At 38.7% G+C, this 26,904-nt stretch carries 23 protein-coding genes; 19 read left to right on the top strand and 4 right to left on the bottom strand.

All coding sequences use genetic code 11. The annotated features are described in order from the left end of the window. The first annotated feature begins 336 nt into the window (after window positions 1-336). The 14 genes from AC25Y5_RS10870 (at window position 337) to AC25Y5_RS10805 (ending at window position 16,155) form a co-directional block, all read left to right on the top strand. The gene (locus tag AC25Y5_RS10870) at window positions 337-1,386 is read left to right on the top strand and encodes an ABC transporter substrate-binding protein (protein WP_488140303.1); all 1,050 of its coding nucleotides are present in this window, start codon (window positions 337-339) and stop codon (window positions 1,384-1,386) included. 14 nt (window positions 1,387-1,400) lie between these two features. Then, window positions 1,401-2,171 carry an ABC transporter ATP-binding protein gene (locus AC25Y5_RS10865; protein WP_482102903.1) on the top strand — a complete coding sequence of 257 codons (771 nt, stop codon included), beginning with the start codon at window positions 1,401-1,403 and terminating at the stop codon, window positions 2,169-2,171. Window positions 2,172-2,177: 6 nt separating this feature from the next. Next, on the top strand, window positions 2,178-2,969 hold the full coding sequence (locus tag AC25Y5_RS10860; protein ID WP_488140302.1) for an ABC transporter permease: 792 nt from the start codon (window positions 2,178-2,180) through the stop codon (window positions 2,967-2,969). Between the two features lie 386 nt (window positions 2,970-3,355). Next, entirely contained in the window at window positions 3,356-3,703 is a 348-nt protein-coding gene (locus AC25Y5_RS10855) for an ArsR/SmtB family transcription factor (RefSeq protein ID WP_488140301.1), read from the top strand. A 15-nt stretch (window positions 3,704-3,718) separates the two neighbouring features. Continuing rightward, window positions 3,719-5,017, top strand: a complete 1,299-nt coding sequence (locus AC25Y5_RS10850) for an arsenic transporter (protein WP_488140300.1) — start codon at window positions 3,719-3,721, stop codon at window positions 5,015-5,017. Between the two features lie 105 nt (window positions 5,018-5,122). After that, window positions 5,123-5,542 carry an arsenate reductase (thioredoxin) gene (arsC, locus tag AC25Y5_RS10845; RefSeq protein WP_488140299.1) on the top strand — a complete coding sequence of 140 codons (420 nt, stop codon included), beginning with the start codon at window positions 5,123-5,125 and terminating at the stop codon, window positions 5,540-5,542. A gap of 87 nt (window positions 5,543-5,629) precedes the next feature. Next, window positions 5,630-5,989 carry an arsenite efflux transporter metallochaperone ArsD gene (gene arsD, locus AC25Y5_RS10840; RefSeq protein WP_488140298.1) on the top strand — a complete coding sequence of 120 codons (360 nt, stop codon included), beginning with the start codon at window positions 5,630-5,632 and terminating at the stop codon, window positions 5,987-5,989. Between the two features lie 12 nt (window positions 5,990-6,001). Next, window positions 6,002-7,777, top strand: coding sequence for an arsenical pump-driving ATPase (gene arsA / locus AC25Y5_RS10835; protein ID WP_488140297.1), 1,776 nt, complete (start codon window positions 6,002-6,004; stop codon window positions 7,775-7,777). Between the two features lie 72 nt (window positions 7,778-7,849). Further along, the gene (locus AC25Y5_RS10830) at window positions 7,850-8,128 is read left to right on the top strand and encodes an iron-sulfur cluster biosynthesis family protein (RefSeq protein ID WP_488140296.1); all 279 of its coding nucleotides are present in this window, start codon (window positions 7,850-7,852) and stop codon (window positions 8,126-8,128) included. Window positions 8,129-8,180: 52 nt separating this feature from the next. Beyond that, window positions 8,181-9,566: an NAD(P)-binding domain-containing protein gene (locus AC25Y5_RS10825; RefSeq protein ID WP_488140295.1), complete on the top strand. Its 1,386-nt coding sequence runs from the start codon at window positions 8,181-8,183 to the stop codon at window positions 9,564-9,566. A 298-nt stretch (window positions 9,567-9,864) separates the two neighbouring features. Next, window positions 9,865-11,115 (top strand): benzoate/H(+) symporter BenE family transporter, encoded by a 1,251-nt coding sequence (locus tag AC25Y5_RS10820; RefSeq protein ID WP_488140294.1) that lies wholly within the window; start codon window positions 9,865-9,867, stop codon window positions 11,113-11,115. A gap of 246 nt (window positions 11,116-11,361) precedes the next feature. Continuing rightward, on the top strand, window positions 11,362-11,856 hold the full coding sequence (locus tag AC25Y5_RS10815; RefSeq protein WP_488140293.1) for a DinB family protein: 495 nt from the start codon (window positions 11,362-11,364) through the stop codon (window positions 11,854-11,856). A 602-nt stretch (window positions 11,857-12,458) separates the two neighbouring features. Continuing rightward, a complete protein-coding gene (locus AC25Y5_RS10810) occupies window positions 12,459-13,796 on the top strand; it encodes a gluconate:H+ symporter (RefSeq protein ID WP_488140292.1) in 1,338 nt (445 codons plus the stop codon). Between the two features lie 232 nt (window positions 13,797-14,028). Continuing rightward, window positions 14,029-16,155 carry an ATP-dependent Clp protease ATP-binding subunit gene (locus tag AC25Y5_RS10805; protein ID WP_488140291.1) on the top strand — a complete coding sequence of 709 codons (2,127 nt, stop codon included), beginning with the start codon at window positions 14,029-14,031 and terminating at the stop codon, window positions 16,153-16,155. A 233-nt stretch (window positions 16,156-16,388) separates the two neighbouring features. On the opposite strand, the gene AC25Y5_RS10800 is transcribed toward AC25Y5_RS10805, so the two are convergent. The 4 genes from AC25Y5_RS10800 to AC25Y5_RS10785 form a co-directional block, all read right to left on the bottom strand. Next, window positions 16,389-17,219 (bottom strand): DUF2935 domain-containing protein, encoded by an 831-nt coding sequence (locus AC25Y5_RS10800; protein WP_488140340.1) that lies wholly within the window; start codon window positions 17,217-17,219, stop codon window positions 16,389-16,391. A gap of 391 nt (window positions 17,220-17,610) precedes the next feature. Further along, window positions 17,611-19,041, bottom strand: coding sequence for an MFS transporter (locus AC25Y5_RS10795; RefSeq protein ID WP_488140290.1), 1,431 nt, complete (start codon window positions 19,039-19,041; stop codon window positions 17,611-17,613). 340 nt (window positions 19,042-19,381) lie between these two features. Beyond that, window positions 19,382-20,371 (bottom strand): agmatinase, encoded by a 990-nt coding sequence (gene speB, locus AC25Y5_RS10790; RefSeq protein ID WP_482102918.1) that lies wholly within the window; start codon window positions 20,369-20,371, stop codon window positions 19,382-19,384. Window positions 20,372-20,500: 129 nt separating this feature from the next. Next, window positions 20,501-21,862, bottom strand: coding sequence for a sigma-54 interaction domain-containing protein (locus AC25Y5_RS10785; RefSeq protein ID WP_488140289.1), 1,362 nt, complete (start codon window positions 21,860-21,862; stop codon window positions 20,501-20,503). 420 nt (window positions 21,863-22,282) lie between these two features. Between AC25Y5_RS10785 and AC25Y5_RS10780 the strand changes: the two genes are divergently transcribed. The 5 genes from AC25Y5_RS10780 (at window position 22,283) to AC25Y5_RS10760 (ending at window position 26,782) form a co-directional block, all read left to right on the top strand. After that, window positions 22,283-22,921, top strand: a complete 639-nt coding sequence (locus tag AC25Y5_RS10780; RefSeq protein ID WP_488140288.1) for a 2OG-Fe(II) oxygenase — start codon at window positions 22,283-22,285, stop codon at window positions 22,919-22,921. 219 nt (window positions 22,922-23,140) lie between these two features. After that, a complete protein-coding gene (fbpA, locus tag AC25Y5_RS10775; RefSeq protein ID WP_488140287.1) occupies window positions 23,141-23,293 on the top strand; it encodes a Fur-regulated basic protein FbpA in 153 nt (50 codons plus the stop codon). Window positions 23,294-23,574: 281 nt separating this feature from the next. Further along, the gene (locus tag AC25Y5_RS10770) at window positions 23,575-24,552 is read left to right on the top strand and encodes a 2-hydroxyacid dehydrogenase (protein ID WP_488140286.1); all 978 of its coding nucleotides are present in this window, start codon (window positions 23,575-23,577) and stop codon (window positions 24,550-24,552) included. 166 nt (window positions 24,553-24,718) lie between these two features. Then, window positions 24,719-25,192 (top strand): DinB family protein, encoded by a 474-nt coding sequence (locus AC25Y5_RS10765; protein ID WP_488140285.1) that lies wholly within the window; start codon window positions 24,719-24,721, stop codon window positions 25,190-25,192. A 153-nt stretch (window positions 25,193-25,345) separates the two neighbouring features. After that, complete coding sequence (locus tag AC25Y5_RS10760) at window positions 25,346-26,782, top strand: DHA2 family efflux MFS transporter permease subunit (RefSeq protein WP_488140284.1); 1,437 nt, start codon at window positions 25,346-25,348, stop codon at window positions 26,780-26,782. The last annotated feature ends 122 nt before the right edge of the window (window positions 26,783-26,904 follow it).

The following is a 26,904-nucleotide window of genomic DNA, read 5'->3' as shown; positions in this document are numbered from 1 at the left end:
ATTTGTACAATAATAAAAGAGCTCTAATTCTGATGATACTAATTAGCTACGAGTCACCTGTATAGACTGCACTGAAATCAGAAAAACAGACATATACTATGTGAAAATATACAAATCTCCTAATTGTGCTAAGAAAACTTTAAATAGTCGATATAATTCAGATATAACATACAATTGTGTACTTATTTGTGCTATTCTAAAAAGTATTGAAAGTTGAGTTTGAAAAGTGGCGAATGGACTTTTATTGAATTTATCAATAATTCAAGGTTTTTTTCTGTTGTTTTTTGAGTCAATTAGTAAATGAGTCGTACTATTATAATCTGGAGGTAAGAAGGCATGAAGAAAAGAATCTTATTTACACTAATTACAGTCCTTTTTTTAGCAATTGGACTAGCAGGATGTGCTGAAAGCGAGTCGACAAAAACGGCAGGTTCTGATGCTGAAAAAAGTACTGATCAAGCACCTATTGAAATCGGAATGCTGAAATTGACTAGCTCAGGGCCTCTATTTATCGCACTTGAAAAAGGTTTCTTTGAGGATGAAGGAATCGATGTCAAAGCAAAATGGTTTGAGGCGGCACAACCGATTGCAGTTGCAACAGCCGGAGGCGATGTTGCTGTTGGGGCTACTGGAATTACAGCAAGCTTGTACAATATGGTTGCGAGTGGGGAAAAGTTAGTTATTGTTGCTGATAAAGGGCGAGAGCAGGAAGGTTATTCATCTTCTGCAATATTAGTGCCAAGTGATTCGACTGTGAAAAGCGTCGAAGAGTTAAAAGGTAAAAAGATCGGGATTACACAAACCGGTTCTACATATCATTATATGGCTGGAAGACTATTGGAAGAATACGGACTTACGACTAAAGATGTCGAACTAGTTCCATTAAACAGTATTCCGGGTCTTATGGATACGTTAGAGAGTAAACAAGTGGACGCTGTGGTATTGAATGAACCAAATGTTTCTCTAGCCGTTGAAGAAGGCTATGGTAAGGTGATTGCCCAAGTAGGAGAAGAAATTGAGTATCAAACTTCAGGAATCTTCTTCTCACAAGCTTTTGCTGATAATAAAGATGCCGCTACACGTTTCCTTAAGGCATATGCAAAAGCAACACAATATTACTATGATGCTGTATTAACAAAAGAAAACGATGAGATTGTACCGGGTGAAAATTATGATGAAGTCATTTCTATCATCGCTGAATATACAGACCAAGAACCAGCTATCATTGAAAAAGGTCTCCCTTATATGGATCGGGATGGAAAACTACTTGAAACAGATATCCAGACACAAATCGATTGGTATGTGAAAGAAAAGTTAGTAGATACATCGATTGATGCATCAGACATTGTTAACATGGAATTGCTTGAAGGAGCGTTAGCTGAATAAGGGAAGTGAAATAGATGAAAATTGTCATTGAAGATGTTAGCAAAATGTTTGGTGATAAAAAAAAGGGTGAAGTTTTGGCGCTAGACAATATAAACTTCTCTATTGAAGAGAAAGAGTTTGTTGTCTTAGTAGGACCAAGTGGATGTGGAAAGTCGACGCTTCTAAATATTGTCGGCGGCCTACTATCACCGACTAGTGGTACGGTTTATTTTGAAGGTGTAATGGAGAAGAAACCGAATTTAGCAATTGTTTTTCAGGAGATTGCTTTGCTGCCATGGCGTACCGTTTATGAAAATGTGATTTATGGGTTAGAAGAAAAAAAGGTAAGCAAACAAGAGCAAAAAGAAAAAGGCGATTTTTATATAGATATGGTCGGTTTAACAGGATTCAAAGATTCATATCCAAAACAATTGTCCGGTGGCATGAAACAGCGGGTCGGAATTGCCAGGGCTCTTGCAGTTGAACCGGATTTACTGCTAATGGACGAGCCGTTTTCTGCTTTAGATGCGCAAACGAGAACGCTGATGCAAGAGGAGTTATTGACGATTTGGAATCGTACGAAATTGAGTACGCTTTATGTGACACACAACATTCAAGAGGCTGTTTATTTAGCGGATAGAGTTATTGTTTTATCTAGACATCCGGGACAGATTAAAGAAATTATAACGATTGATTTACCTAAGATGGGAAGAAATGAAGAACAACACAGAGCCAAATTTGAGCAATATGCAGATGATATTTGGCAGCTTATTCGTCAAGATGCTGAGGAAGCGCTAAAGGAGTGAAAATGAATGACTAAACATAGACAAATAATTACCAACCGCGTTGCTTTTCTTGATAAAAAAGTTCCACTTTATGCTTCTTTTTTAGGTTTAGTCGGTCTAATCGTGCTGTGGGAAATTATATGCAGCTTGAACATTGTCTCTCCTTTATTTCTGCCCGCGCCTTCAGCGATTGTAGTTACAGGTTGGGAAATGCTTGTGAGTGGCGAAATTTATGAGAACCTGGTTCCAAGTCTATACCGAATTGTTGTTGGATATGTTATTGGATCCATTTTGGGTATTTTAATCGGCCTGATCCTAGGTTATTCCAAATGGGCAGATGCGATCGGAACACCGATTGTGTACTCAATTTATCCGATTCCGAAAATCGCTCTTTTGCCGTTATTCATCTTATGGTTGGGTATTGGCGAATTATCAAAAGTGACGATTATCGCGTTGGGCGTCTTTTTTCCAGTTGTCATCAATACGTTCTCTGGAGTGAAGAATGTTGATCCTATCTTGATAAAAGCGGCAGTGACATTTGGATCGGGTCCATTTAACCTCGTTCGTAAGGTTATTTTACCTGGCTCACTTCCGATGATTTTTGCAGGTCTGAAACTTGCTGCAGGAACGTCACTACTGTTGCTTGTCTCTGCAGAAATGATTGCTGCGCAAAATGGTATAGGGTCAATGGTATTACATTATGGTAATTTAATGATTACAACGAAGCTTATGGTAGGGGTACTGGTTTTATCCTTACTAGGATTGAGTTTCAATCGGTTTCTTCAATGGTTGGAGTATAAGCTCATACCATGGAAATGAAATAATTAAGAGAAATTAGTAAAACTAAGGGATTAGTACTTGTTGGCATCGACAAGTACTAATCCCTTTGTCATCCCCAAAAAAACTGTTCAAATAGTTGGAGTTAGTAGTTAAAGTATTTCTATCATAGTAATGAAAGGCCGATACAAGACTTTTCAGGTCCACTGTGTATGAAAGTGATCAGTAAATGCAACATAATTGTGAAAAAGCACAAAAATAATGATTATGTAGTTTTTTGTTCTTTCTTGCATGATTATTTAAACGTGTAAATTGCTTGTCTTTGTGTCAAGTACTGGTGCCTCTTTTGATTTTCAACGAAAGCGAAAAACATACTTGCGTATATAAGCATATGATTATACAATGATGATGAAGCGGAGGGATGATAAATGACTACAACAGAAAAGATTGACCTGCAGCGAGCATCGCAACTGCTAAAGTTGCTCGGAGATCCAACGCGTTTGACGATGATGAAGTTACTTAAGTCACACGAATGTTGTGTGTGTGAATTCGTTGAGATTTTTAAAATGAGTCAGCCGGCGATTAGCCAGCACTTACGCAAGCTTAGAGATATTGAGTTGGTTAAAGAAGAACGCAGAGGACAATGGATTTTCTTCTCGATTAATGAGAATCATAAAGATTACCCGTTTATTCAAGGCATTCTTGAACATCTACCGGAACAGAATGAATCAATCGCTGAGCTAGAAGCACAAGGGCTTCGAGTTTGTTGTCAATAAGGAGGAGAAAGAAACTTGGTTTCAGTTATAACGGCATCATTGATTTTTATTATTACACTTATTTTTGTTATTTGGCAGCCTAGAAATTTATCAATTGGATGGTCTGCTTGTATTGGGGCAATCGTCGCATTATTAGTAGGAGTAGTTAACTTCCAAGATGTTATTGATGTAACAGGGATTGTTTGGAATGCTACGCTAGCTTTTGTGGCAATCATAATTATCTCATTAATCTTAGACGAAATTGGTTTCTTCGAGTGGTCTGCGTTACATATGGCGAGATTAGCAAAAGGTAGCGGTATTCGCATGTTTGTTTATGTTAGCATTCTTGGAGCGATCGTTGCTGCTTTGTTCGCAAACGATGGGGCTGCGCTTATACTAACGCCAATTGTGCTTGCGATGGTACGAAATTTGAATTTTAGTGAAAAAATGATTTTCCCATTTATTATTGCCAGCGGTTTTATAGCTGACACCACTTCATTACCATTGGTCGTGAGTAACTTAGTTAATATTGTTTCAGCAGACTTTTTCGATATCGGATTTGTTGAATACGCATCTAGAATGATTGTCCCGAATTTATTTGCATTAGTTGCGAGTATTTTAGTGTTGTTGTTATTCTTCCGTAAAAGTATTCCTAAAAACTATGAAGTCTCAGATTTAAAAGAACCGAAAGATGCTATCAAAGATATAAAGTTGTTTCGCCTATCTTGGGTGATCTTAAGCGTATTACTCGTAGGGTATTTCTCTAGTGGGTTTACGGGATTGCCTGTATCTATTATTGCTGGGCTTACGGCGATTTTCTTTATGGCCATGGCACAAAGAAGTCCAGCTGTTCAGACGAAGCGAGTACTTAAAGGTGCACCTTGGTCCATTGTATTCTTCTCTGTAGGAATGTACGTTGTCGTCTACGGATTGCGTAATGTCGGTCTCACAGGCGTATTGGGCGACGTCATTCAAATGGCAGCGGATCAAGGACTCTTTGTAGCAACGATTTCGATGGGCTTTATTGCTGCGATATTGTCATCAATTATGAATAATATGCCTACGGTCATGATTAACGCGTTAGCTATTTCAGAAACGACTACTTCAGGTCCTATTCGCGAGGCATTGATTTATGCAAATATCATCGGGTCGGATTTAGGTCCCAAAATCACGCCAATCGGTTCTTTGGCCACTTTATTGTGGTTGCATGTATTGTCTCAAAAAGGCGTAAAAATCTCTTGGGGCACCTATTTTAAAATCGGTATCATCTTAACAATCCCTACACTCTTAATTACACTAATCGGACTGTATCTATGGCTGTCGATTATACAATAAAACTTCAATCAAAGGGGATTCGTCCCTACCTGATTGCTAGATGAACAATTCGGGCTTTTACTACCCGTTAATGCGGGATAATTCATAAAAAAGGGGATTTTCATTATGTCAAAAAAAACACTCTATTTCTTATGTACAGGTAACTCATGCCGTAGCCAAATGGCTGAAGGATGGGGCAAAAAGATTCTTGGTGAAGAATGGCAAGTTCTTAGTGCTGGAATTGAAGCACATGGCGTTAATCCAAATGCTGTAAAAGCCATGAATGAGGCTGGCATCGACATTTCGAATCATACTTCAGATATTATTGATCCGCAAATCCTGAATAATGCAGATTTCGTCGTTACGCTTTGTGGAGATGCTGCTGATAAGTGTCCGATGACACCACCGCACGTAAAACGTGATCATTGGGGATTTGATGATCCTGCTAAAGCAGAAGGAACGGATGAAGAAAAATGGGCGTTTTTCCAGCGTGTACGTGATGAAATTGGTGCTAGGATTGAACGTTTCGCTAAAACTGGTGAATAAATAAAAAAGCCGTGGTTTCACATCACGGCTATCCTTATAATAAACATATAAGAATATGATTATACAACGATGAAGGAGTTGTTGATAATGACAAAGGTTGAAATTTTTGATCCTGCAATGTGTTGTTCAACAGGAGTCTGTGGACCAGGTGTTGATCCAGAATTAACGCGTGTCGCATCCGCTGTCTATTCACTTGAAAAAAAGAAATTTGATATTACACGCTATAATCTTGGGAATGATCCGGGTGCATTTGTAGACAATGAAGTAGTAAATAAGGTGCTCCTTGAAGAAGGACCAGATGCTCTTCCTCTGATACTTGTTAATCATGAAATCGTAAAAGTGGGTGCCTATCCGACAAACGAAGAGTTAGCAGAATGGCTTGATGTAAAGACAGCTGAACTTCAGGAAAAACCACGTGTACGTGTTTCAGTCAAGTTTGATAGATAAGGGGGAATAACCATGTATCCATTATTCAATCCTAACAAAACCGTACTAACGCCATTTTTATTTTTTACCGGAAAAGGTGGTGTTGGTAAGACATCAACGGCCTGTGCGACAGCAGTATCTCTTGCCGATCAAGGAAAAAAAGTACTTTTAGTAAGTACCGATCCTGCTTCAAATTTACAGGATGTTCTCGATGTGGAATTGACGAATGACCCAGTTGCTATTCCAAGTGTAAAAAATTTATTCGCTTGTAATATTGACCCAGAGGCATCAGCGAAAACATATCGTGAACAAGTTGTCGGTCCTTATCGGGGTAAACTGCCAGATGCTGTTCTTGCAACGATGGAAGAACAATTATCGGGTGCATGCACAGTTGAAATTGCTGCATTTGATGAATTTTCTCATCTATTATCCGATGAAGATGTGTTAAATCAATATGATCACGTATTGTTTGACACTGCGCCGACCGGGCACACACTGCGTCTGTTACAATTACCAACTGCGTGGACCGGTTTTTTAGAAGAAAGTACACACGGTGCTTCCTGTTTGGGTCCACTGTCAGGACTTGGGGAGAAAAAAGAGTTGTATGCGAAAGCCGTCGAGACTCTTTCTAATCCAGAAAAAACGACTCTAATTTTGGTTTCGCGACCGGATGTATCTTCTTTACTTGAGGCGAATCGAGCTTCTTCAGAGCTGAAAGATATCGGCATTAAAAATCAGATACTTATCATAAATGGGCTTCTTCAGACTCATCGTCCTGAAGATGAGGTTTCAACCGCGTTTTATGAGCGACAGCGCCTTGCATTGAAAGGAACGCCCGAAGCATTAAAACAGGTTGTGACGTTTTCCCTTCCATTTGTTTCGTATTCACTAACCGGAGTTGACAACCTTCGGCACTTATTTAGCTCTTACACGATCACTGTATTTGAAGACGATAGTCTCAGCACTGATCCGATTCAACTTCCTGGCCTAAACAAAGTGATTGATGATTTTTCTTCGAAAAACATCCGTGTGATTTTCACAATGGGTAAAGGCGGGGTTGGAAAAACATCGATTGCATCAGCGATTGCGGTCGGTTTGTCTGAGAAAGGTCACCGTGTTCATTTGACTACAACAGACCCTGCAGCGCATCTTGCATACGCATTTGAAGGTAGCGTTCTGGGAGAAAATCTGACAATTAGCAGCATTAATCCACAAATTGAGGTAGATAAATATAAGCAGGAAGTGCTTTCTACAGCAGGAGTAGGACTGGATGAAGAAGGGCTTGCGTATTTGAAGGAAGACCTAGAATCGCCATGTACAGAAGAAATTGCTTTGTTCAGAGCATTTGCGGAAGTGGTGGAGAAGTCGGAAAATGAAATCGTTGTGATTGATACAGCACCGACTGGTCACACATTATTATTGCTCGATTCGACGGAAGCCTATCACAAAGAAATGAGCCGTTCGACTGGCGACGTGCCAGAAAGTGTGAAGAAGCTTCTTCCACGTTTGAGAAATCCAGAAGAAACGGGCGTGGTCATTGTGACATTGGCTGAAGCAACACCCGTATTAGAAGCAGCAAGATTGCAGGAAGACCTCAAGCGTGCTCAGATTGATCCGAAGTGGTGGGTCATTAACCAAAGTTTGTACGCAACGGATACTACAGATCCTGTTTTGAAAGGACGTGCGGTTTCTGAAAAACGATGGATTAAAAAAGTGAATGAAGAATTAGCGCCGCAGTGTGCGGTAATCCCATGGTTGCATGAAGAGAAGATTGGTTATGAAAGCTTGAAAGATTTTATTAAAGCTTAAAAATGCCCCGAATTTAATGTGAGGTCTGAATCCAATTTACAGCTGACTAATAAAAACTAAGGAGAGAAAGTAATGAACATTACAAACGAAGCCAAAGAATATATTCAATCTCTTTTGGAAGAACAGCAAGCCAAAGGACTCCGTATCTATGCCATTGAGGGTTGCTGTGGACCGCAAATCGGTTTATCTCTTGATCAACCTGAGGTATCAGATACTATTTCTTTGATAAATGATATTCAGGTTGCCATTTCCACGTTAGCTTTAGGGCTTCTGAGTGATTTAACATTGGATTTTGAAACTGAAGGTGAGCAATCCGGACTCGTCATGGTTGGTGCGCCAAATAACTGTTAATACAAAAGAGCTCATTCAGTGAGCTCTTTATTGTCCTTAGGAGGTCTGTAAAATGAAAGAACAAAGTAATATTCAAATAACGAATGGAAACTGTTGTTCTACAAATATTGTGCCGCTGCATATCGAGCTCATCGAAAAAGAAACGAGTTCATTGCCTGTCGTCATTATTGGTGCGGGCCCAGTTGGATTAGCCGCAGCTGCACATTTGGCTAAGTCAGGTGAACAGTTTCTGGTTTTGGAATCTGGTACAAACGTTGGAAATCATATACTTCAGTGGGGACACGTTCGATTATTTTCGTCATGGCAATACAATGTTGACAAAGTTGCCCGTGAGCTACTTGAAAAACATGGATGGGACGCCCCTTCCCTTGATGAGCTACCAACAGGAAAGGAATTGGTGGAGGATTACTTAGAGAAATTGGCAAGTTTACCGGAAATCCAACCGTACATTCATTTGAATACCAAGGTGTTAGCTATAAGCAAAAAAGGGCTGGATAAGATGAAGTCAGTTAAACGTGAAAATGTTCCGTTTGTTCTTTACTGTGATCAAAATGGTAGTACTGAACAAATTGAGGCAAAAGCGATTATCGATGCAACAGGAACATGGGGACAACCAAACCCTGTAAACGCGGATGGTGTATGGACGAAGGAAGAAATTTCTTTACAAAATAATATTCATTATGGGATACCCGACATTAACGGTAAAGACCGTGAGAAATATATAGGTAAACGTGTAGCTGTAATTGGTGGTGGTCACTCCGCAATCAATACAATTTTAGAATTGACTAAACTCAACGAAAGCAATTTCAATGAAATCATTTGGATTCTACGGAAAAATAATGTTGAAGAGGCTTATGGGGGTGAAGAAAAAGATGCTCTCCAAGCAAGAGGGGAACTTGGATTGAAAATTCATCAATTGGTGAATTCCGGGCGTGTTAAAGTTTATACGCCATATCAAGTTCAAAAAGTTTTGATGGAAGGTCATTCATTAAAAATTTTTGGTGAGTTTAAAGGTGAAAGTCTTTCTATTGATAAGATAGATGAGTTGATTGTTAACACTGGAAGTCGCCCTGACTTTACATTCTTAAATGAAATCAGATTGCGTATTGACTCAGCTACAGAAAGCGTCGAGTCATTGGCTCCTTTAATAGATCCTAATCTTCATAGTTGCGGAACCGTCCGTCCACATGGTGAGGAAGAATTAAGGCAGCCGGAGAAAGATTTTTATATCGTGGGGATGAAGAGTTATGGACGGGCACCAACGTTTCTAATGGCGACTGGGTATGAACAAGTGCGATCTATCGTGGCTTATCTGACGGGCGACTATGAATCCGCAAAAAAAGTGGAACTGGACTTACCGGAAACAGGTGTATGTAGTGTGAACTTAACACCAAAAAAGCAAGAACAATCTTGCTGTAATACATCATCTAGTTGTTAAAGATACTTTAATGGAATAACAAGACCAATCCGACACTAAACAAAGAGTCTACTTCTGGTAACTCTTGTTAAGTGTTTATTTTTCGTTGTAATTCGAATATACATTCCCATTCTAGGTACCCCTATTATTCACAGTTATCGAAACAGCGTCTAAATATCACTCAATTCGTGTTTTAAAACAGCTAGTATTGTTTTTGAATTGGGACTTTTCAATCTTTCGGATCAGAATATCCACAATATTTAAAAAACTAGTGTATATTACTAGGAGAAGCATTAGTGGATCTAGGGGGCTATGGGGCATGAAAGAAAAATTTTTACTCACGAACATTAAAGATTTACGTCAGAATCTAAATGTAAATACAGTCAGTGCTGGCTTAGTTGCGGCAATCTTTGGGTGTACAGGTCCTGCTTTAATTATCATTGGAGCTGCGACAAGTGGGGGCTTGACTTATGTTGAGACCATAAGTTGGATATTTGCGGTTTATTTTTTTAGTGGATTACTCGGCATATATTTATCTTTAAAGTATCGTCAACCGATCGCAGGTGCGCATTCGATTGCTGGAGCTGTATTGGTTGCCGGTGCTTTGACACATTTTTCATTCCAAGAAGCGATAGGGGCTTATCTATTTGCCCATATCCTAGTAATTATTCTCGGTGCGTCGGGCTTAATCGACAAAGTGATGAAATGGATACCGGTTCCAATTGTCATGGGTATGATTGTTGGCGTGATGATCCGTTTTTCGACGGAAATGATCACGTCGGTTACTATTTCTCCCGTACTAGCTGGTTCAGCTATTCTAGTTTTTTTACTTTCCACACGATTTATGAAAAAAATCCCACCTGTTTTATCAGCTTTGCTTGTCGCGGTTTTGTTGGCCTTCTTTACGAATGAATTTCAGATTCAGAACATCCAGAATGCATTCATTCTTCCACAGTTGATCATACCCGCATTTAGTTTTGATGCCATACTGTCGATTGGTATTCCACTTGCGTTACTTATTATCTGTACTGAAAATGCTCAAGGGTCAGGTGTATTAATGGCTCAAGGGTACAAGCCCCCAAATAATGCGATGGCGATTTACGGTTCAATTTTTGGTGTAATCGCTTCGTTTTTCGGCGCTCATGCTATTAATGTCGCGGGACCGATGACAGCGATCTGTTCCGCTGAAGAAGTAGGGAAAAAAGAAAGTCGGTATGCTGCAGCCGCTGTATGTGGAGGATTATTCTCGGCTTTTGGACTGTTTGCGGCTGTAGTCGTTCCGCTTGTGATTGCCATGCCGAGTGTAATTGTTAGTGTAATTGCTGGACTTGCCATGCTAGGGGTTCTTATGAATTCCCTTAAAACAGCCTTTTCAGATAGCAAATTTCAAATGGGTGCTTTTTTTGCCTTAATAATAGGCATGTCAGGTGTGAGTTACTTCAACATTGGCGCACCATTATGGGCAATTATCGGAAGTTTATTCGTCTCTATTGTTGTTGAAAAAGACCATTTTGTATGGAAAGCAAAGGTAGAAAAAGCGATAGGATCGAAAGTGGAAACGACCGTTTAAACATTTGCATTCAATTGAGTGTCAGGTACCTCTTTTTCAACGGCCACCCGTTTGATAGGTGGCCGTTATTTGATGCATATCAGTCACCTTTGTTAAAAGGTGTAGGACGACGAAGTAGAATGCTGAATTCATGGCATTAAATGAGACTCTATTAAATGATGACTTGCAAAAAAATAGAAAAGCTTATAATGTAGATAAGTAACAATAACGGAAAAGTTTTTCGGGGTAATAAAAGGAGCAAATTAAATGGTGTTGGGAAAAAATACTGTTATTCGAAAAGAGTTATTTAAAGCAATTGAACCATTGACGGATGAGCAGTTCAATAAAACACCTTCAAATGGAGGGTGGTCTCCAAAACAAATTTTCGAACATCTAGCGAGAATGGAAACAGTGATTGCGACTAATATTGCAAGAGAACTTAAAAATCCCGATAGTCCAAAATGTATGAAAAAACCAATAGTATTGTCTACGAATCGCTTAATAAAAGTGGAAGCCCCAGAGTATACAGCACCGACAAAAGAGTATAAATCAATAATAGAAATGAAAAGTGAACTCTATGATTCACGTATCTTCTTATTAGATGTGTATGAAACAAGCACAAAAGAAGTGCTCCGTGATAAATCACTCAAACATCCGATATTTGGACAAATTCCATTGAGTCAATGGTTTCTATTTGTCGGATTGCATGAAAAGCGTCACTTGAAACAATTGAAAAAAACAATTGAAATGGACGTTGAGTAACTTTCATCAGCCAGGGGACGGGCATTCATGGGTTGGTCAAGGGTCCGGTAAGAAGAATCATTGCATTGAAGAAGAGCATCGGGAGAACTTTGCCGATGCTCTTTTGCAGTTACTCTCTTTCGATAACGGAATTCCAAGTTCATCCGCAAATTCGTAGATTGATATTTCCTTAATCCGGAAGTTATATTAAGTGAAAAAAGTTTTAGGTACATAGTAAAAATGAAAAAGAAGCAAGCATGAGGAAAGGGTATTTCGCAGAATTAAATTTTTATTTGATATTGAAAGCACTTTCATTATATACTAAGTGAAGTAAATCGGTTTACTAAACCGATTTATCTGAAAACAGATGAGAGTTAAGAGCTTTTCTATCGAAGAGAGGTATTTGTGTTGTTATCTACTATTGGCGTGTAATGCTAGGCAACGCTTAAATTATGCATGATAATCTGCAAATATCGAAAGTAATGATTAACCGGTTTGGAGTAAGCGGTTACAAGGTTACTGTGCTTGACTGAACATCAATAATTAAAATGTCAGTCCACATGCACAGAATGGATTCAAAGCTATAGGAACAAACTAAAAGTAGACTTGGGGGGAGAATAAAGATGGATTGGATTATAACTTATTTACCGCTTATTTGGGTAGCTCTTGGGGTAGCGCTACTCCTTTACTTGAACATTGTGGTAAAACTAAATAGTGTACTTGCCCTTTTGATTGTAGCGATACTGGTAGGTATTTTAAACGGGTTAACATTAGATATGGTCGTCGTATCGATAAAGACAGGTTTTGGAGGAACGCTCGGAAGTTTGGCAATCATTATCGGAATGGGTGCTGTGCTTGGTAAATTAATGGTGGATTCCGGTGCTGCTCAACGGGTAGCTTCTACCTTATTGAACAAGTTTGGCGTTAAGAATGTTGAATGGGCAATTTTAATTGTTGGTGCCATTTTTGGTGTCTCAGTATTTTATGAAGTGGCGTTTATCATATTGGCTCCACTTGTCATCAGTATTGCAATTGAAGCAAAAATTCCGTATTTACGCTTAGGAATCACGATGGTTGCCTCGGCTACAATGGCGCATAGTATCTTCCCACCACAACCTGGTCCAACTGCACTTGTTGAGGCTTATGGTGCAGACATGGGGATGGTTTACATATTGGGACTGATCGTAGTCATTCCATCAGTTATTGCAGCAGGTATTATTTTACCTAGAATGCTACGTAATTTGGATCGTCCTGTACCACCGATGTTGAAGAAGCCGAAAGAATTTGCTGAAGATGAAATGCCTGGATTTGCTGTAAGTATAATTGTACCGTTATTGCCAGCAATCATCATTACATCGGCAACGATTTTGGATTTCTTTATAGAAGAAGGAACGATGTTCTATCAAATTATTAATTTCCTTGGTAGTGCCGAAATTAGCATGATTCTCGCTGTATTGGTTGCCATTTATGTATTCGGCATACGCAGAGGTAGAACAATGCCGGAAGTTATGAATTCGTTCTCAGGTGCTATTGAAGGTATTGCGATGATTATCTTCATTGTTGGTGCTGGTGGAGCTTTCAAACAGATCATTTTGGATACAGGTATTGGTGACTTCATCGCAGGAATGATGGAAAATACAAGTGTATCGCCATTAATTATGGCCTGGGTCATTACTGCAATGTTACGTATTGCTACGGGGACGGGTGTTGTTTCTGCAATTACGGCTGCCGGGATTGTGGGTCCGCTAATTCATACATTTGATGTGAATCCTGTATTAATGGTTTTAGCAACAGCGGCAGGAAGTAATACAATTACTCACGTAAATGACGCTTCCTTCTGGTTGTTTAAAGAGTACTTTAACTTATCCATTAAAGATACGTTTAAAACCTGGGGTCTGTTATTATTCACGACCTCGATCGTTGGTCTTGGTGTTGTACTACTGCTTAGCTTGTTTATCTAATAAAAAACTGTCATTCAAGTCCACGGTAATGGATTTGGTTGACAGTTTTTTTAATTGAAGATCATGTGGCCAAGCTGATTTTACAAGTAGTCTTCATTAAATAAATTCGAGGATATGCAAGCAAGTTTCTTGAAAGTCAAAAAAGGTCAGTGTATAATAAGTCCATAGATCAAATATAGTCAAAGTCAAGAAAGAAAGATAGATAAATGAAAAATTGAGGGAGGAATAGAATATGAAATGTCAACATTGTGATAAAAACGAAGCGACGATGAGTTTGAGATTTCAAGTAAATCAGCAAGGTATGCACATTAATATGTGTCATCCATGCTTTCAAGAAATCCAAGGTCAATTACAAGCAGGTAAGATGCCGTCATTTAGCAATAATGCGAATCCCTTTTCCCAAGCTAACGGCGGCCAACAGGCAAGAACTCAAACAAAGCAAACACAAGAAGGTCACGGCAACGGTTTGTTAGACCAACTTGGTAAAAATATATCAAATGATGCAAGAAATGGACTGATTGATCCAGTCATCGGACGCGATCAAGAGGTGAAACGCGTCATTGAAACGTTAAATAGAAGAAATAAAAACAACCCGGTGCTAATTGGTGAGCCTGGAGTTGGTAAAACAGCAATCGCCGAAGGGCTCGCAGTAAAAATCCATGAAGGCGATGTACCGGTGAAACTAAAGAATAAAGAAGTGTACTTATTAGATGTTGCTTCACTTGTTACCAATACAGGCATTCGTGGTCAGTTTGAAGAGCGGATGAAACAACTCATTGAAGAACTTCAAGCCCGGACAGATGTTATTTTATTCATCGATGAAATTCACCTGCTCGTTGGTGCGGGTTCGACAGAAGGATCGCAAATGGATGCCGGTAATATTTTGAAGCCAGCCTTAGCGCGGGGAGGCTTGCAACTCATCGGGGCAACGACATTGAAAGAATATCGTCAAATCGAAAAAGATGCCGCACTTGAACGTCGGTTCCAACCGATTATCGTCAAGGAACCATCGGCAGAAGATACGATTAAAATCTTAAGTGGAATAAAAGGACGTTACGAAAACTTCCATGAAGTACACTATACAGATGAAGCGATTCAAGCATTTGTCACCTTATCACAACGTTATATTCAAGACCGCTTTTTACCGGACAAAGCGATTGATTTGATGGATGAAGTCGGGTCACGTTTAAACCTTGTACACGTCATCCCTAATTCGGATTCAGATTCACTTGGAGTGCGTCTGGGCGAAATCATTCAAGAAAAAGAACAAGCAGCAGAATTGGAAGACTATGAAAAAGCGGCAAATTTACGTTATGAAGAAATTCAATTACGTAAACAATTGGAAGAAGCGAAACAAAATGGGGAAGCTAAAAAAATAGAAGTTTCTGTTGCAGATATTGAGTTAATTGTCGAAGAGAAAACAGGAATTCCTGTGACAAAACTACAAGCGGCAGAACAGGTGAAAATGAAAGGTCTTCAGGAAAATCTCAATAAAAAAGTCATCGGTCAAGAAGAAGCGGTTGATAAAATTGCAAAAGCAATCCGTCGTAGCCGTGCGGGACTTAAATCGAAAAACCGTCCCATTGGCTCCTTCTTATTTGTCGGTCCAACGGGTGTTGGTAAAACAGAAATCACAAAAGTCCTAGCAGAAGAATTATTTGGTTCACGTGAGACGTTAATACGTCTCGACATGAGTGAATATATGGAGAAACATGCGGTGTCTAAAATTATTGGCTCCCCTCCAGGTTATGTTGGGCATGAAGACGCTGGTCAATTAACAGAACAAATACGCCGGAATCCGTATTCAATTTTACTCCTTGACGAAATCGAAAAAGCGCATCCAGACGTTCAAAATATGTTCCTTCAGATTATGGAGGATGGCCGCTTAACAGATTCACATGGTCGGACAGTCAGTTTCAAAGATACGGTCATTATTATGACAAGTAACGCTGGAACAGGCGACAAAAAAGTGAGCGTCGGTTTCAATAAAACAGTACATGAATCCGTTACGATGCTAGAAATGTTAGGCGATTATTTCAAACCTGAATTTCTCAATCGTTTCGATGCAATTGTTTCATTTAACGAATTAACAGAGGGAAATCTACTCGAAATCGTGGAATTAATGCTTGTTGACTTACAAGTAACAATCGAAGAAAATAATATTGATATCACGATTTCCCAAGAAGTAAAACAAGCATTGGTCAAACTAGGCTACGATAAACGATTCGGAGCTCGACCACTTCGCAGAGTCATTCAAGATAAAATCGAAGATCCATTAACAGATATTATTTTAGAAGAGCATGTTGAAAAAGTCCGTGTCGATCTCGTAGAGGAAGAGATTGTCGTTAACATAGTGTAACTTTATTTAATAAAAAACTGTCAACCAAACGGATTTGGTTGACAGTTTTTTTGTTTAAGATAAATTACTCAACTATTTGACTAAGGAAGGAATAACTTAGTATGCCAATAATTGTTGACTATACAGTGGAACGATAAATACCCCGATCTATACAGAAGTCATAGGTGGGGGTAGTTGAATTGAAGTCGAATGTTAGATTGTGTGACAAGCATTATTTAATACATAGTAAGGCGTTAAGATTGTTGTGTCGTAAGATGCTCATCGAATGCATCAATAATTTGAAGGAAGTGATCCGCTTCACGGTATACATGGTCGGCAAGAAGGGCGGGTATATTGCTCTTTATTTTGCAGGCTTCAATTAAATCACGTGCTGTCTTTTTGAAATCGCGTAACGATACGACAGAAACACGATTTTGGTCTAGAAATTGTTCTAAAAGTGGTTGTGTTTCTGACTGAGGGCGCATATGATCTAAATCCTGTGCTTGGTAAAGAAGTTGGTCGAAATCATTGCTAAACTCGCGTGCTTGATTGACAAGTTTTCTTTCCGAAGGATCTAGCAGATGGCCGATGAATTTTGAGTGATCCGCCATTATTTTCAAGAAAAACACATTCTCTTTAATAATTGCCTCTGGTAAAGGTTTCAGCTTACCTTCGTTTAATTCCTTCAATCGTTTAGCGAAATAGGCAGCTTCTCGGCTCGTATGGTCAACTAGTAAAGGAATATTGTTTGACGTAATTTCGCAGCGTAATATCAATCCAAGTACTTTTCGTTTGTAAGCCCAAATAGAAGCTGCCGCCTGGTACACTTGAATGTTTAGTTGTCTAATGACGGTAGGATCTGTCGTTTCATTGTAATCGCTGATTTGCTCTTCAATGCGCTCGAACAGTGCAATGAATTGCTTTGCTTCTTGAATGAGTTTTGTATCATCTGCAGTAAATCCGAGACTTAAAAAGAAAGCATGCTCTTTCATAATCCGTGACCAAAATCTAATCTCATCCAATGATTGCGTTACAAATGTCGGAATCGGACATTCACTCCCCTTATAGTTATCACCATAGTCAATGTATTCGAAATCAGTTGAAATGATGCAGTTTGGCTACTAAAAAATTTTCACATGTGTTACAACTGACTTTATGTTGGCTCTAATACAGTCAGTGTGGGTAACTTTTTTTATATAATTATACACTGGAGGCTACCCGAAAGAGTTTAGGATTCGGAGGTTAATCATGGAGAAACCAAGCTAACCTTTTTTCTTTCAAAGTAACTGCATTTTTCACTTGAATAGTGTAGGGACGCGGCAGGCATTTAATCACAACAGAATTAACGAAAAGAGTGCGGCTAGAAGTGACGGAGTCACTTCTAGCCGCACTCTATCCTTAGTAAATTCGTCGTGATTCATCCGCCGAAAGCGAGCTGAAAGTAGTCCAGTGAAAAGAGAGATTTTCAAGCCTACCTCAATTCAGAACAGATATTTCTTTAGTCTCAACTTTCTCCGCTGCAAGCTTGGTTACCTTTTTCCCCTCGTTGTGCGGAATTGTTAACATTATAGAGATTAAGGATGGGATAGCAAAAGCCATATTTACCATGATCCCGGCAGCTGCTGCTAACTCTATGCTTCCGGTGAGCAAGATTGCACCATAAACTGCTGTTGAAATTGCTATACCAAATGAAAAGCCCAGTGAGCTGGACATTTTATAAATACCTGAAGCAACCCCAACTCTATCTTCTGGGATATTTACCACAGCTGTTTCAATAGAAGGCGTTGCGTACAATCCAAGCCCTATACCTGAAAGCATGAAACCGAGGAAGACTGTGATGATGTAAGCTAAGTCAGGCAAAAATGTTAACGCTGTTAAACTGATTCCAAGGGGAGTAATGATTGCTGCTGCAATCATTGGTTTTCTTGCACCCACTTTTTGCATCATTTTCTCACCCACGCGAATCATTATGAGCACAGCAACTAAGTTACCAATCGTTAGTAATCCTGTTTGAAAGGCTGTAAATCCTCGTGCTAATTGCACATACGTATTGGCAACCACAACTGTTCCGGCAATTCCGTTTTGTAAAAAGTTAGAGGTGACAGCTCCTGTATATGCTTTAGACTTGAATAAAGAAAACTCAATGAACTTACTCTTTTTCTTTATTTCAACTAAAAAGAATAGGGCGGTTCCAATTAACGTTGCAACTATTAAAGTGATTGTAAGTGGACTCGTCCAACCAAACTCATGCCCACGTGTAATTGTTAAATTCAATGCCAGCATTACGAAAATGAAAATGAGTAAGCCGGTATAATCAAATTTCGATTTGATAGACTGGACAGCCTTGCTTTCTGGTATATCTTTTAGTAAGTACATCGCTAGTAAAGAGATAACAATTGAAAGGACAAAAATCCATCTCCATCCCATATACGTCGCAATGGCTCCTCCTACTAAAGCACAAGCACCGGCTCCACCCCATGAACCGAATGACCAATAACTTAGTGCACGCTGCCTGTCTGCTCCATCAAAATAGGCTTTAACTAAAGCAATGGTTGCCGGCATAATACATGCTGCAGAAATACCTTGGATGATACGACCAGCGATTAAAAGTGGAGCACCTTGTGCTAGAACAAGGCACAAAGAGCCAATAACACTTAAACTTAATCCTAAAAAAGTCAGTTTTTTACGGCCTGCTCTATCTGAGATACCACCAGCCGCAACAATAAACATACCTGAAAATAAGGAGGTTATACTAATAGCGATATTTAGAGTTCCGAGTGATATACCTAAATCTGCTTGAATTGCTGGAATAATGTTTACCATTGACTGAGCAAACAACCAAAATGTAAGAACGGCTAGCACGATACCAAAAATCAATTTATTTGAACCTCTATTAGTTGCTTCCATAGTGAACCTCCTCTAATTTTGTATACGTCTTTTTCTGTGTTTGCTAGGGAAAGCGCTTCCAATTCTTATAATGAAGAAATGGTTAAATTCTATGTTTACCCACACGTTTCTTTCAGGCTTTGCTTTTAGGGCTAAGGTCTCTCGTAACTTTTCGTTTTACTGAATCGAGTTGTTAGTTGAGATAAGTATAGTTGGAAATATCCAGGTATTGGGGACGACAACGAATGTGAAAAAGGTTGACATAGGCAAGGAGATTCTTCTTTTGTTTCAAAATCTGTGAGTCGATATAACATTATAGAGGAAGGTGCGAACACTCTCCTCTACATGATCAAATTTACATTTACTTATTTGCGTGCATAGCCGAAACTAGCTCCGGACTATTTTCTTGTTCTTTTAAAATGAAACTGATGAAATCTAGAATGAGTCTTGCTCCTACTTGACTGGTAATTCCAGTTGGATCATATGGAGGAGAGACTTCGACTAAATCAAAACCGATGACATTTCCTCTTTTTGCAATTCCTTCTAACAATTCATTCACTTCATCATAGTACAATCCACCGGGAGAAGGAGTGCCTGTTCCGGGTGCCAACGATGGGTCTAATCCGTCGATATCAATTGTTACATAATAATTATCTCCTTCAGGAATTAGATCTAGTACAGATTCAATGCTCATTTTTCTCATTTCGCGTGGAGATAAAATCACACTGCCATATTCCCGAGCGGCATCTACATCTTCTTTTTTACTACTGCTAATTCCACGGATTCCGAATTGGAACATTTTGTCGACGTAATCCATTTCCGCTAGACGACGGAGCGTGCTACCATGTCCGTATCTTTGTCCCGAGCGATGATCTGCCCAATCCAAATGTGCATCTATTTGAATGACATGGAACGAACCAATGGAATCCAGTGCTCTACCTACAGGAATAGTAATGGAATGGTCTCCACCCATTACAACAGGAATTGCGCCTTTGGATACTATTTTTCTAATAGATTCTTCTACATTGTCAAAGCTCTGTTCCAAATCACCATGGACGATATCTACATCTCCGCAATCGACTACTTTATAGTCGGGACCTAAGTACATAATATCTTTTTCAATATCATAGGCACCTTCTAATCCGAAACTATATAATGTAGAACCTTCTCGCATTCCACGTGGTCCCATTCTAGTTCCTGATTTCCATTGTGTTCCCATATCGTAGGGAACACCGATAACCGCTACATCTGCGTCTAGTTCATCTAGACTTGTACAAATCGGGTATTTCCCAAACGAGCAAATACCTGTAAACGGTAGGTTAAGAAATTGTTTTTCATTTTGATTATTCATCATAGTTCCTCCTCGTGTTCTATAGTGTTTTCAAGAAAGAGGGCTATGAAAGCGCTTGTTTCTTGATGCTATACAGTATTGCAAGTTCCATGCCAACACCAAGAGAGTGGGTTCTGTGAGCCAACCTAGTCAACTCTGACTAGGTTGGCTTGAGATATATTGATTGATTTTTCGATTGGCGGTAGATTGACTGATTCCTAATTTTTTAGCCAGCTTAATGCTGCTCGGGTACTTTTCATACATCCGACTAATATAATCTCCTTCAATCATTCCGATATACTGATCTAAAGTCATATCCTCATGTTGTGCAGTAGCAATGCCAACTTGATCGACATCAACAATCCTGTCATTTGAAGTAATTAAAATACGTTCTATGAAATTTCGTAGTTCCCTAATGTTACCCGGCCATTCCTGTTTACTTAGCCAAGAGATCATCGTTGTAGAAAGCTCTTTTTGTAGGTTGTGCTTCTCATTGAATTCATGTAATAGCTCTGATGTGAGTATATTTATTTCTTCTCTACGTTCACGTAATGGTGGAATAGCAATCTTGATGACGTTAATGCGATAATATAAGTCTTCTCTAAATCGTTTTTCCTCAATGAGTTGTTGTAAATCTTGGTTCGTTGCACAGATGATTCGACAGTTTAGGTGAATGATTAAATTTCCACCTACCCGTTGTACAGTACGGTTTTGAAGAACAGATAATAACTTAACTTGAAGATTAAGGGGTAGCTCGGATATCTCATCAAGCAGTATTGTTCCTTTCCCAGCAGCTTCAAAATAGCCTTTTTTTCCACCTTTTCTAGCGCCCGTAAACGCTCCTTCTTCATAGCCAAATAACTCTGATTCAATTAAGGATTCCGGAATGGCACCACAGTTTACTTCAATAAAAGGCTCTGTTTTCCGATTGGATGTTTGATGGATTTTCTGTGCTATGTAGTTTTTTCCAACTCCTGATTCTCCTTGAAGTAAAACGGAAACGTCTAGGTTAGCCACCTTTTTAACAATGTTAAAAACATGCCTCATTTTACCGGAGTCACTGTGAGATAGAAGTGACTGTGAATCTTTTATCTTGTCGATTTCTCTTTCATATAAAACCATTCTTTTAGCAACTTCGTCATTTGTCTTTTTTAGATAATCAAGTTCAGTAATGTCTCTTGAGAAACTAATGGCTCCTTGTAATTGCTGTAGATCATCAAAAATCGGATAAGCGGAGACTACAATTTTTCTTCCCATTGACGTTTCTTGTACCATCGTTTCAACTCTTTTTGTTTTCAGTACTTTTCCTGTAATTGATGGAGATAAAATCCCTTGTTTTTCTAGCGCAAAGACATTTTGATTTATAATTTCTTTAGGATCGATTCCGAAGAAGTTTTTAAAGCTCTCACTTGAAAAAATAATGGTACCGTCTGCATCGGTTACAAAGATTTCATCGAAAGAATATTTAATAATACTTTCTAAAATCAGATGGTTTTGCTGTAGTGGAAGCACTTATATTCCTCCTAGTCAATTATGATTACATACTACTCTGAATTGACTAACTATTCAACAAGAATGTAATGGTAGATATGAATACACTGTTTCATATCTAGGGAAGGCTAGTACGACAAAACACTTGAAATACATCAGTGGATTCTCAGTGTTTTTGTTGTTCAATAAATTCACTGGAGAGGTGCTTAAATGTGAGAATAGCAGTCAAAGAGTTATGGACACAGCCTTATATAAAGCTATTTTTACAAATTTGCGATATGCTAAAATTATGTGATAAAATAAAGTGTTCAGAGTAGAGGGCATTAAAGCATACTCTTGAATATTCAGTACTTTAATTGAAAGAAGACCGTTAACACGAATAATCATTACTAATAAACGCACTCGTTTTGAAAATCAAATTGTTTAAGGGGTCGTTTGAAGATGATAACGGAGAATAAGGAACAATCGATATTTGGTCACGAGGGAAGTAAAATAATAACAGACAGAGAGATTGACATCATCACTAGAATAGAAGAGCCATTGATAGTGATTTTAGGTAATGTTTTAAGTAACGAAGAATGCGATGAACTAATCAGATTGTCAAAGGACAAACTGCAACGTTCAAAAATCGGGTCAACACATGACGTAAATGAACTGAGAACTAGTAGTAGTATGTTTTTTCAAGATAGTGAAAATGAAATTGTAGCTAAGGTTGAAAAAAGAGTCTCTACTATTATGAATATACCTATTGAACACGGAGAAGGTATGCAAATTCTTCAGTATACGCCTGGTCAAGAATATAAAGCGCATCATGATTTTTTTTCATCCACAAGTCAAGCGGCAAAAAACAATAGAATTAGTACGCTCATTATGTACTTAAATGATGTAGAACAAGGTGGAGAAACTACCTTCCCTAAACTGAATCTTTCAGTAACACCCAAAAAGGGTATGGCGGTTTACTTTGAGTATTTCTATAGTGATGAAGATTTAAACGAGTTAACTTTACATGCTGGAGCACCAGTTATATCTGGTGAAAAGTGGGTTGCAACGCAATGGATGAGGAAACAAAAAATAAGGTGAAAAAGTAAACGGTACGAGTTTCTAACACGATTTTGAATTGTGTTGGAAACTCGTACCTTTTTTATTCCAATTAGAGGAATTTGTATCAAAATTCGCACTTTGCGTACCAATCAACGGCACCAATTCATATTCCTATTTTTACAAAGTAGCTGTATGTTTAAAAAATAGTATTTTTGGGTATAGATTACGTGGATTCAACGTCAAGGAGGTAATATCAGCATGAGAATGATAGAGGAAACACGGATGGACCAGAAAAGAGAAGAAATCATCCAAAGACTAGTGGAAAAAGGTGTATTCAAATTATATGATAAACAATTATATGAACTTCCGCTTTATGCACTTATGAAAGCATATATAATACGCACTGAATGAAAGCAAGCCGGCTGGATCGATTCCAATAGCCGGTTTTTTTGTATAGCTTGATTGACAATTACATAATAATAGAATAAAGATCAGATAAATTGGTGCATGTCATGTTTATTGTTTATTCAGATGTGTGAATTTATTGTCATTGAGTCTGTCACAATAGTACCTCATTGTAAAGTCCTCTAAAAAGTACATTTTCAAAAAACATAATCATGTTTTGAGTGCTAGTATTTGTAAAATATGCCACACTGGAGTTAGAAGATAATGATTAGTAGGAGGAATGTAAAATGAAACCAAAAGTTTATTCAACATATTCTATACCTGAACATGTGAAAGATCTTATGGCTGAGTATTGTGATATTCGACAATGGCAGGGCGATGGGCGAACTCCGAGAGATATCCTGTTAAAGGAAATTGCTGATGTTGAAGGATTATTTACTGGAGGTAGCAGTATGGTAGGAAGGATTGATGAAGAGCTGCTGAATCACGCCCCTCATTTAAAAGTCATTAGTAATGTATCTGTTGGTTACAATAATTTTGATGTAGAAGCTATGAATAAACGAAATATAATTGGAACCAATACACCTCATGTTTTGGATGAGACGGTTGCGGATTTAGCATTTGGCCTTATTTTATCAACTGCTAGACGTATTACTGAATTGGATCGCTTCGTCAAAGATGGAAGCTGGAAACCGACGACAAATTATCGCGAAATTTATGGAAAAGATGTACATAGTACCACTTTAGGTATCATTGGAATGGGACGAATCGGAGAAGCGATTGCGAGAAGAGCAAAATTCGGATTTAATATGGATGTCCTTTATAATAATCGGAACAGAAAACCAGAAGCTGAAGTGAAGTATGGTGCGGAGTATTGTAATTTGACGTCACTTTTAACACGTGCCGATTATATCGTGTTGGTGACACCCCTTACGCCTGAAACTTTCCAAATCATTGGTGAAGAGGAATTTAAATTGATGAAGAAATCAGCAGTTTTTATAAATGTATCTCGCGGTCAGACCGTCGATGAACAAGCGCTTATTCATGCATTGCAAAACGGAGTTATTCATGGAGCCGGATTGGATGTTTTCGAAAAAGAGCCCGTGGATCCACATAACCCATTACTTCAAATGTCGAATGTCGTGACAATCCCTCACATAGGATCTGCTACTGCGAGAACGGAAGAGGCAATGGCGATGCGAGCTGCAGAAAATTTAATAGCTGTTTTAATGGGGAAGGAACCAATAGACCCCATCGGAAAATAAATTTTAGGTACGCTGTGAAAGAAATCAATGGAACCAGGTTTTAACACAATTCCGAATGGCTTTAGATACTGGTTCCATTTTTAAAAAGTAATCCATTTAGCTGGAGGAGAACGCTAAGACAACGATATAGCAATACAAAGATCATTAAAAAGGGAGAGGATTTATCTTGGAACAAACAATTTTTCGGCATATGGCAACAGTGCGAGGAATAACCGAGCAAACGATGAAGAAAATGCCGGAAGAAATTTCCGATTTGATGCCAAAAGGTTTTAACAATACTATTCGTTGGAACTTTGGACACATTGCATTTATACAGGAAAAGCTTGTATTTGGACTCTTAGGTGAAGAGATGAACATTCCGAAAGATTATGAAAAACTTTTTGGCGCAGGAACGAAACCCGCAGATTGGAAAGAAGCGCCGCCATCATTTACAGAGATTGCCGAAGTTTTAGCGAAACAAAAAACAAGAATTCAGGATTTTCTTCAAGGACGCTTACTTGAAAAGTTACCAACACCATTTACAAACCGGTTAGGCATTACGTTTTACACAGTTGGTGAGGTGTTTTTGTTTAGCTTTTACCACGAAGCATTACACATTGAGACGATTAAGCGAATACATCAATCTATCCCTTCCAAATAAATCGCCAATAGACAGCAGAAAATGGTAAACTGTTTAAGCAATCATGAGTTTTTAGTACAAAGCAAAGAAGAATTAGCAACTGAGGCGGTTAATCATTCAAAGCAGAATGGAATAAAACAAGGTTGATTTAGTTTTTAATTGGAGGAATATTTTATGTCAACAAATGCACAGCAACAAAATCAAGTTATTAAGTCAACCCCCATTTTGTTATCATTTTTAATTGCAGGGTTTATAGGGTTATTTAGTGAAACAGCTCTCAATATGGCACTCGGGGGGTTAATGAAGGAATTTGATGTACCTCCTCCCACCGTTCAATGGCTAACAACGGGTTATCTATTGACCTTAGCGATATTAATTCCTATTTCAGCTCTTTTAATTCAATGGTTTAGTACACGACAATTGTTTATTGCGTCATTGGTATTTTCCATTATTGGAACGATTGTTGCCGGATCGGCCCCAGTTTTCAGTGTCTTGATTGTAGGGCGTGTGATTCAAGCTATCGGGACGGGTATATTAATACCGCTTATGTTTAATACGATATTGCTGATTTTCCCAATCCATAAAAGGGGAACAATCATGGGGCTAATGGGATTGGTGATGATGGTTGCACCAGCGATTGGGCCAGCACTTTCAGGTTTAATCATTGAAAATTTAAGTTGGAATTGGATTTTCTGGGTCACTCTACCGTTTCTAGCGCTTGCACTACTCGCTGGAATTATTTATATGCAAAATGTTTCTACGCTTACGAAACCTGAAATTGATATTCTGTCGATTATTTTATCGACCATTGGTTTTGGGGGCATTGTTTATGGTTTTAGTGCCGCGGGAGATAAAGGGTGGGGAAGTTCCATCGTTGTTGCGACCATTGTGATTGGTATTATAGCGCTTATTCTATTCTCCATAAGGCAACTTACAATGAAGACGCCGATGCTAGACCTGCGTGCATTTAAATATCCGATGTTTACTCTAGGTGTCTTAAGCGTCTTTGTTACTTTCATGGTCATTTTGTCTTCAATGATTCTCTTACCTTTATACTTGCAGACGGGCCTTGGGTTAGCTGCGGTTACGGCGGGACTTGTCTTGTTACCGGGGGGGATTATAAATGGAATCATGTCTCCGATAACGGGTCGCCTTTTTGATAAATACGGACCAAGGGGACTCGTTACACCTGGATTTATTATTATGGTAATTATGTTGTGGAGCTTGTCGAACCTAACGACAACAACGTCTATATTACTTATTATTTTCTTGCATTCATTTTTATTTATAGGTGTTTCTTTGGTAATGATGCCAGCCCAAACAAATGGACTGAACCAACTTCCAAGAGACCTATATCCAGATGGAACTGCTTTGATGAACACATTGCAACAAGTATCTGGTGCAATCGGTACGGCCGTTGCAATTACAATTATGTCAGCTTCACAAACCAGTTATTTGAATAAACTATCAGATCCGGCTAGTTCGTCGGCAATTAGTGAATCTTTAACCGCGGGCGTTCAAACTGCTTTTATTTTCGGATTGATACTTGCAATTATTGGGCTGATTATGTCATTCTTTATTAAATCATCACGCGATCTAAAAGATCTATAGAATTGATTATTCAGGATGGGTTTTTGGCGAAATAAGGAAGACGTACTCTAGGTGCTGAATATTAAACAATCAACCGAATTTCGGACTCTTTGAAAAAAGACCCGAGATTCGGTTTTTTTGTA

The organism is Sporosarcina sp. Y1011, assembly GCF_057669885.1.
This window is presented reverse-complemented; position numbering and strand designations above follow the sequence as displayed.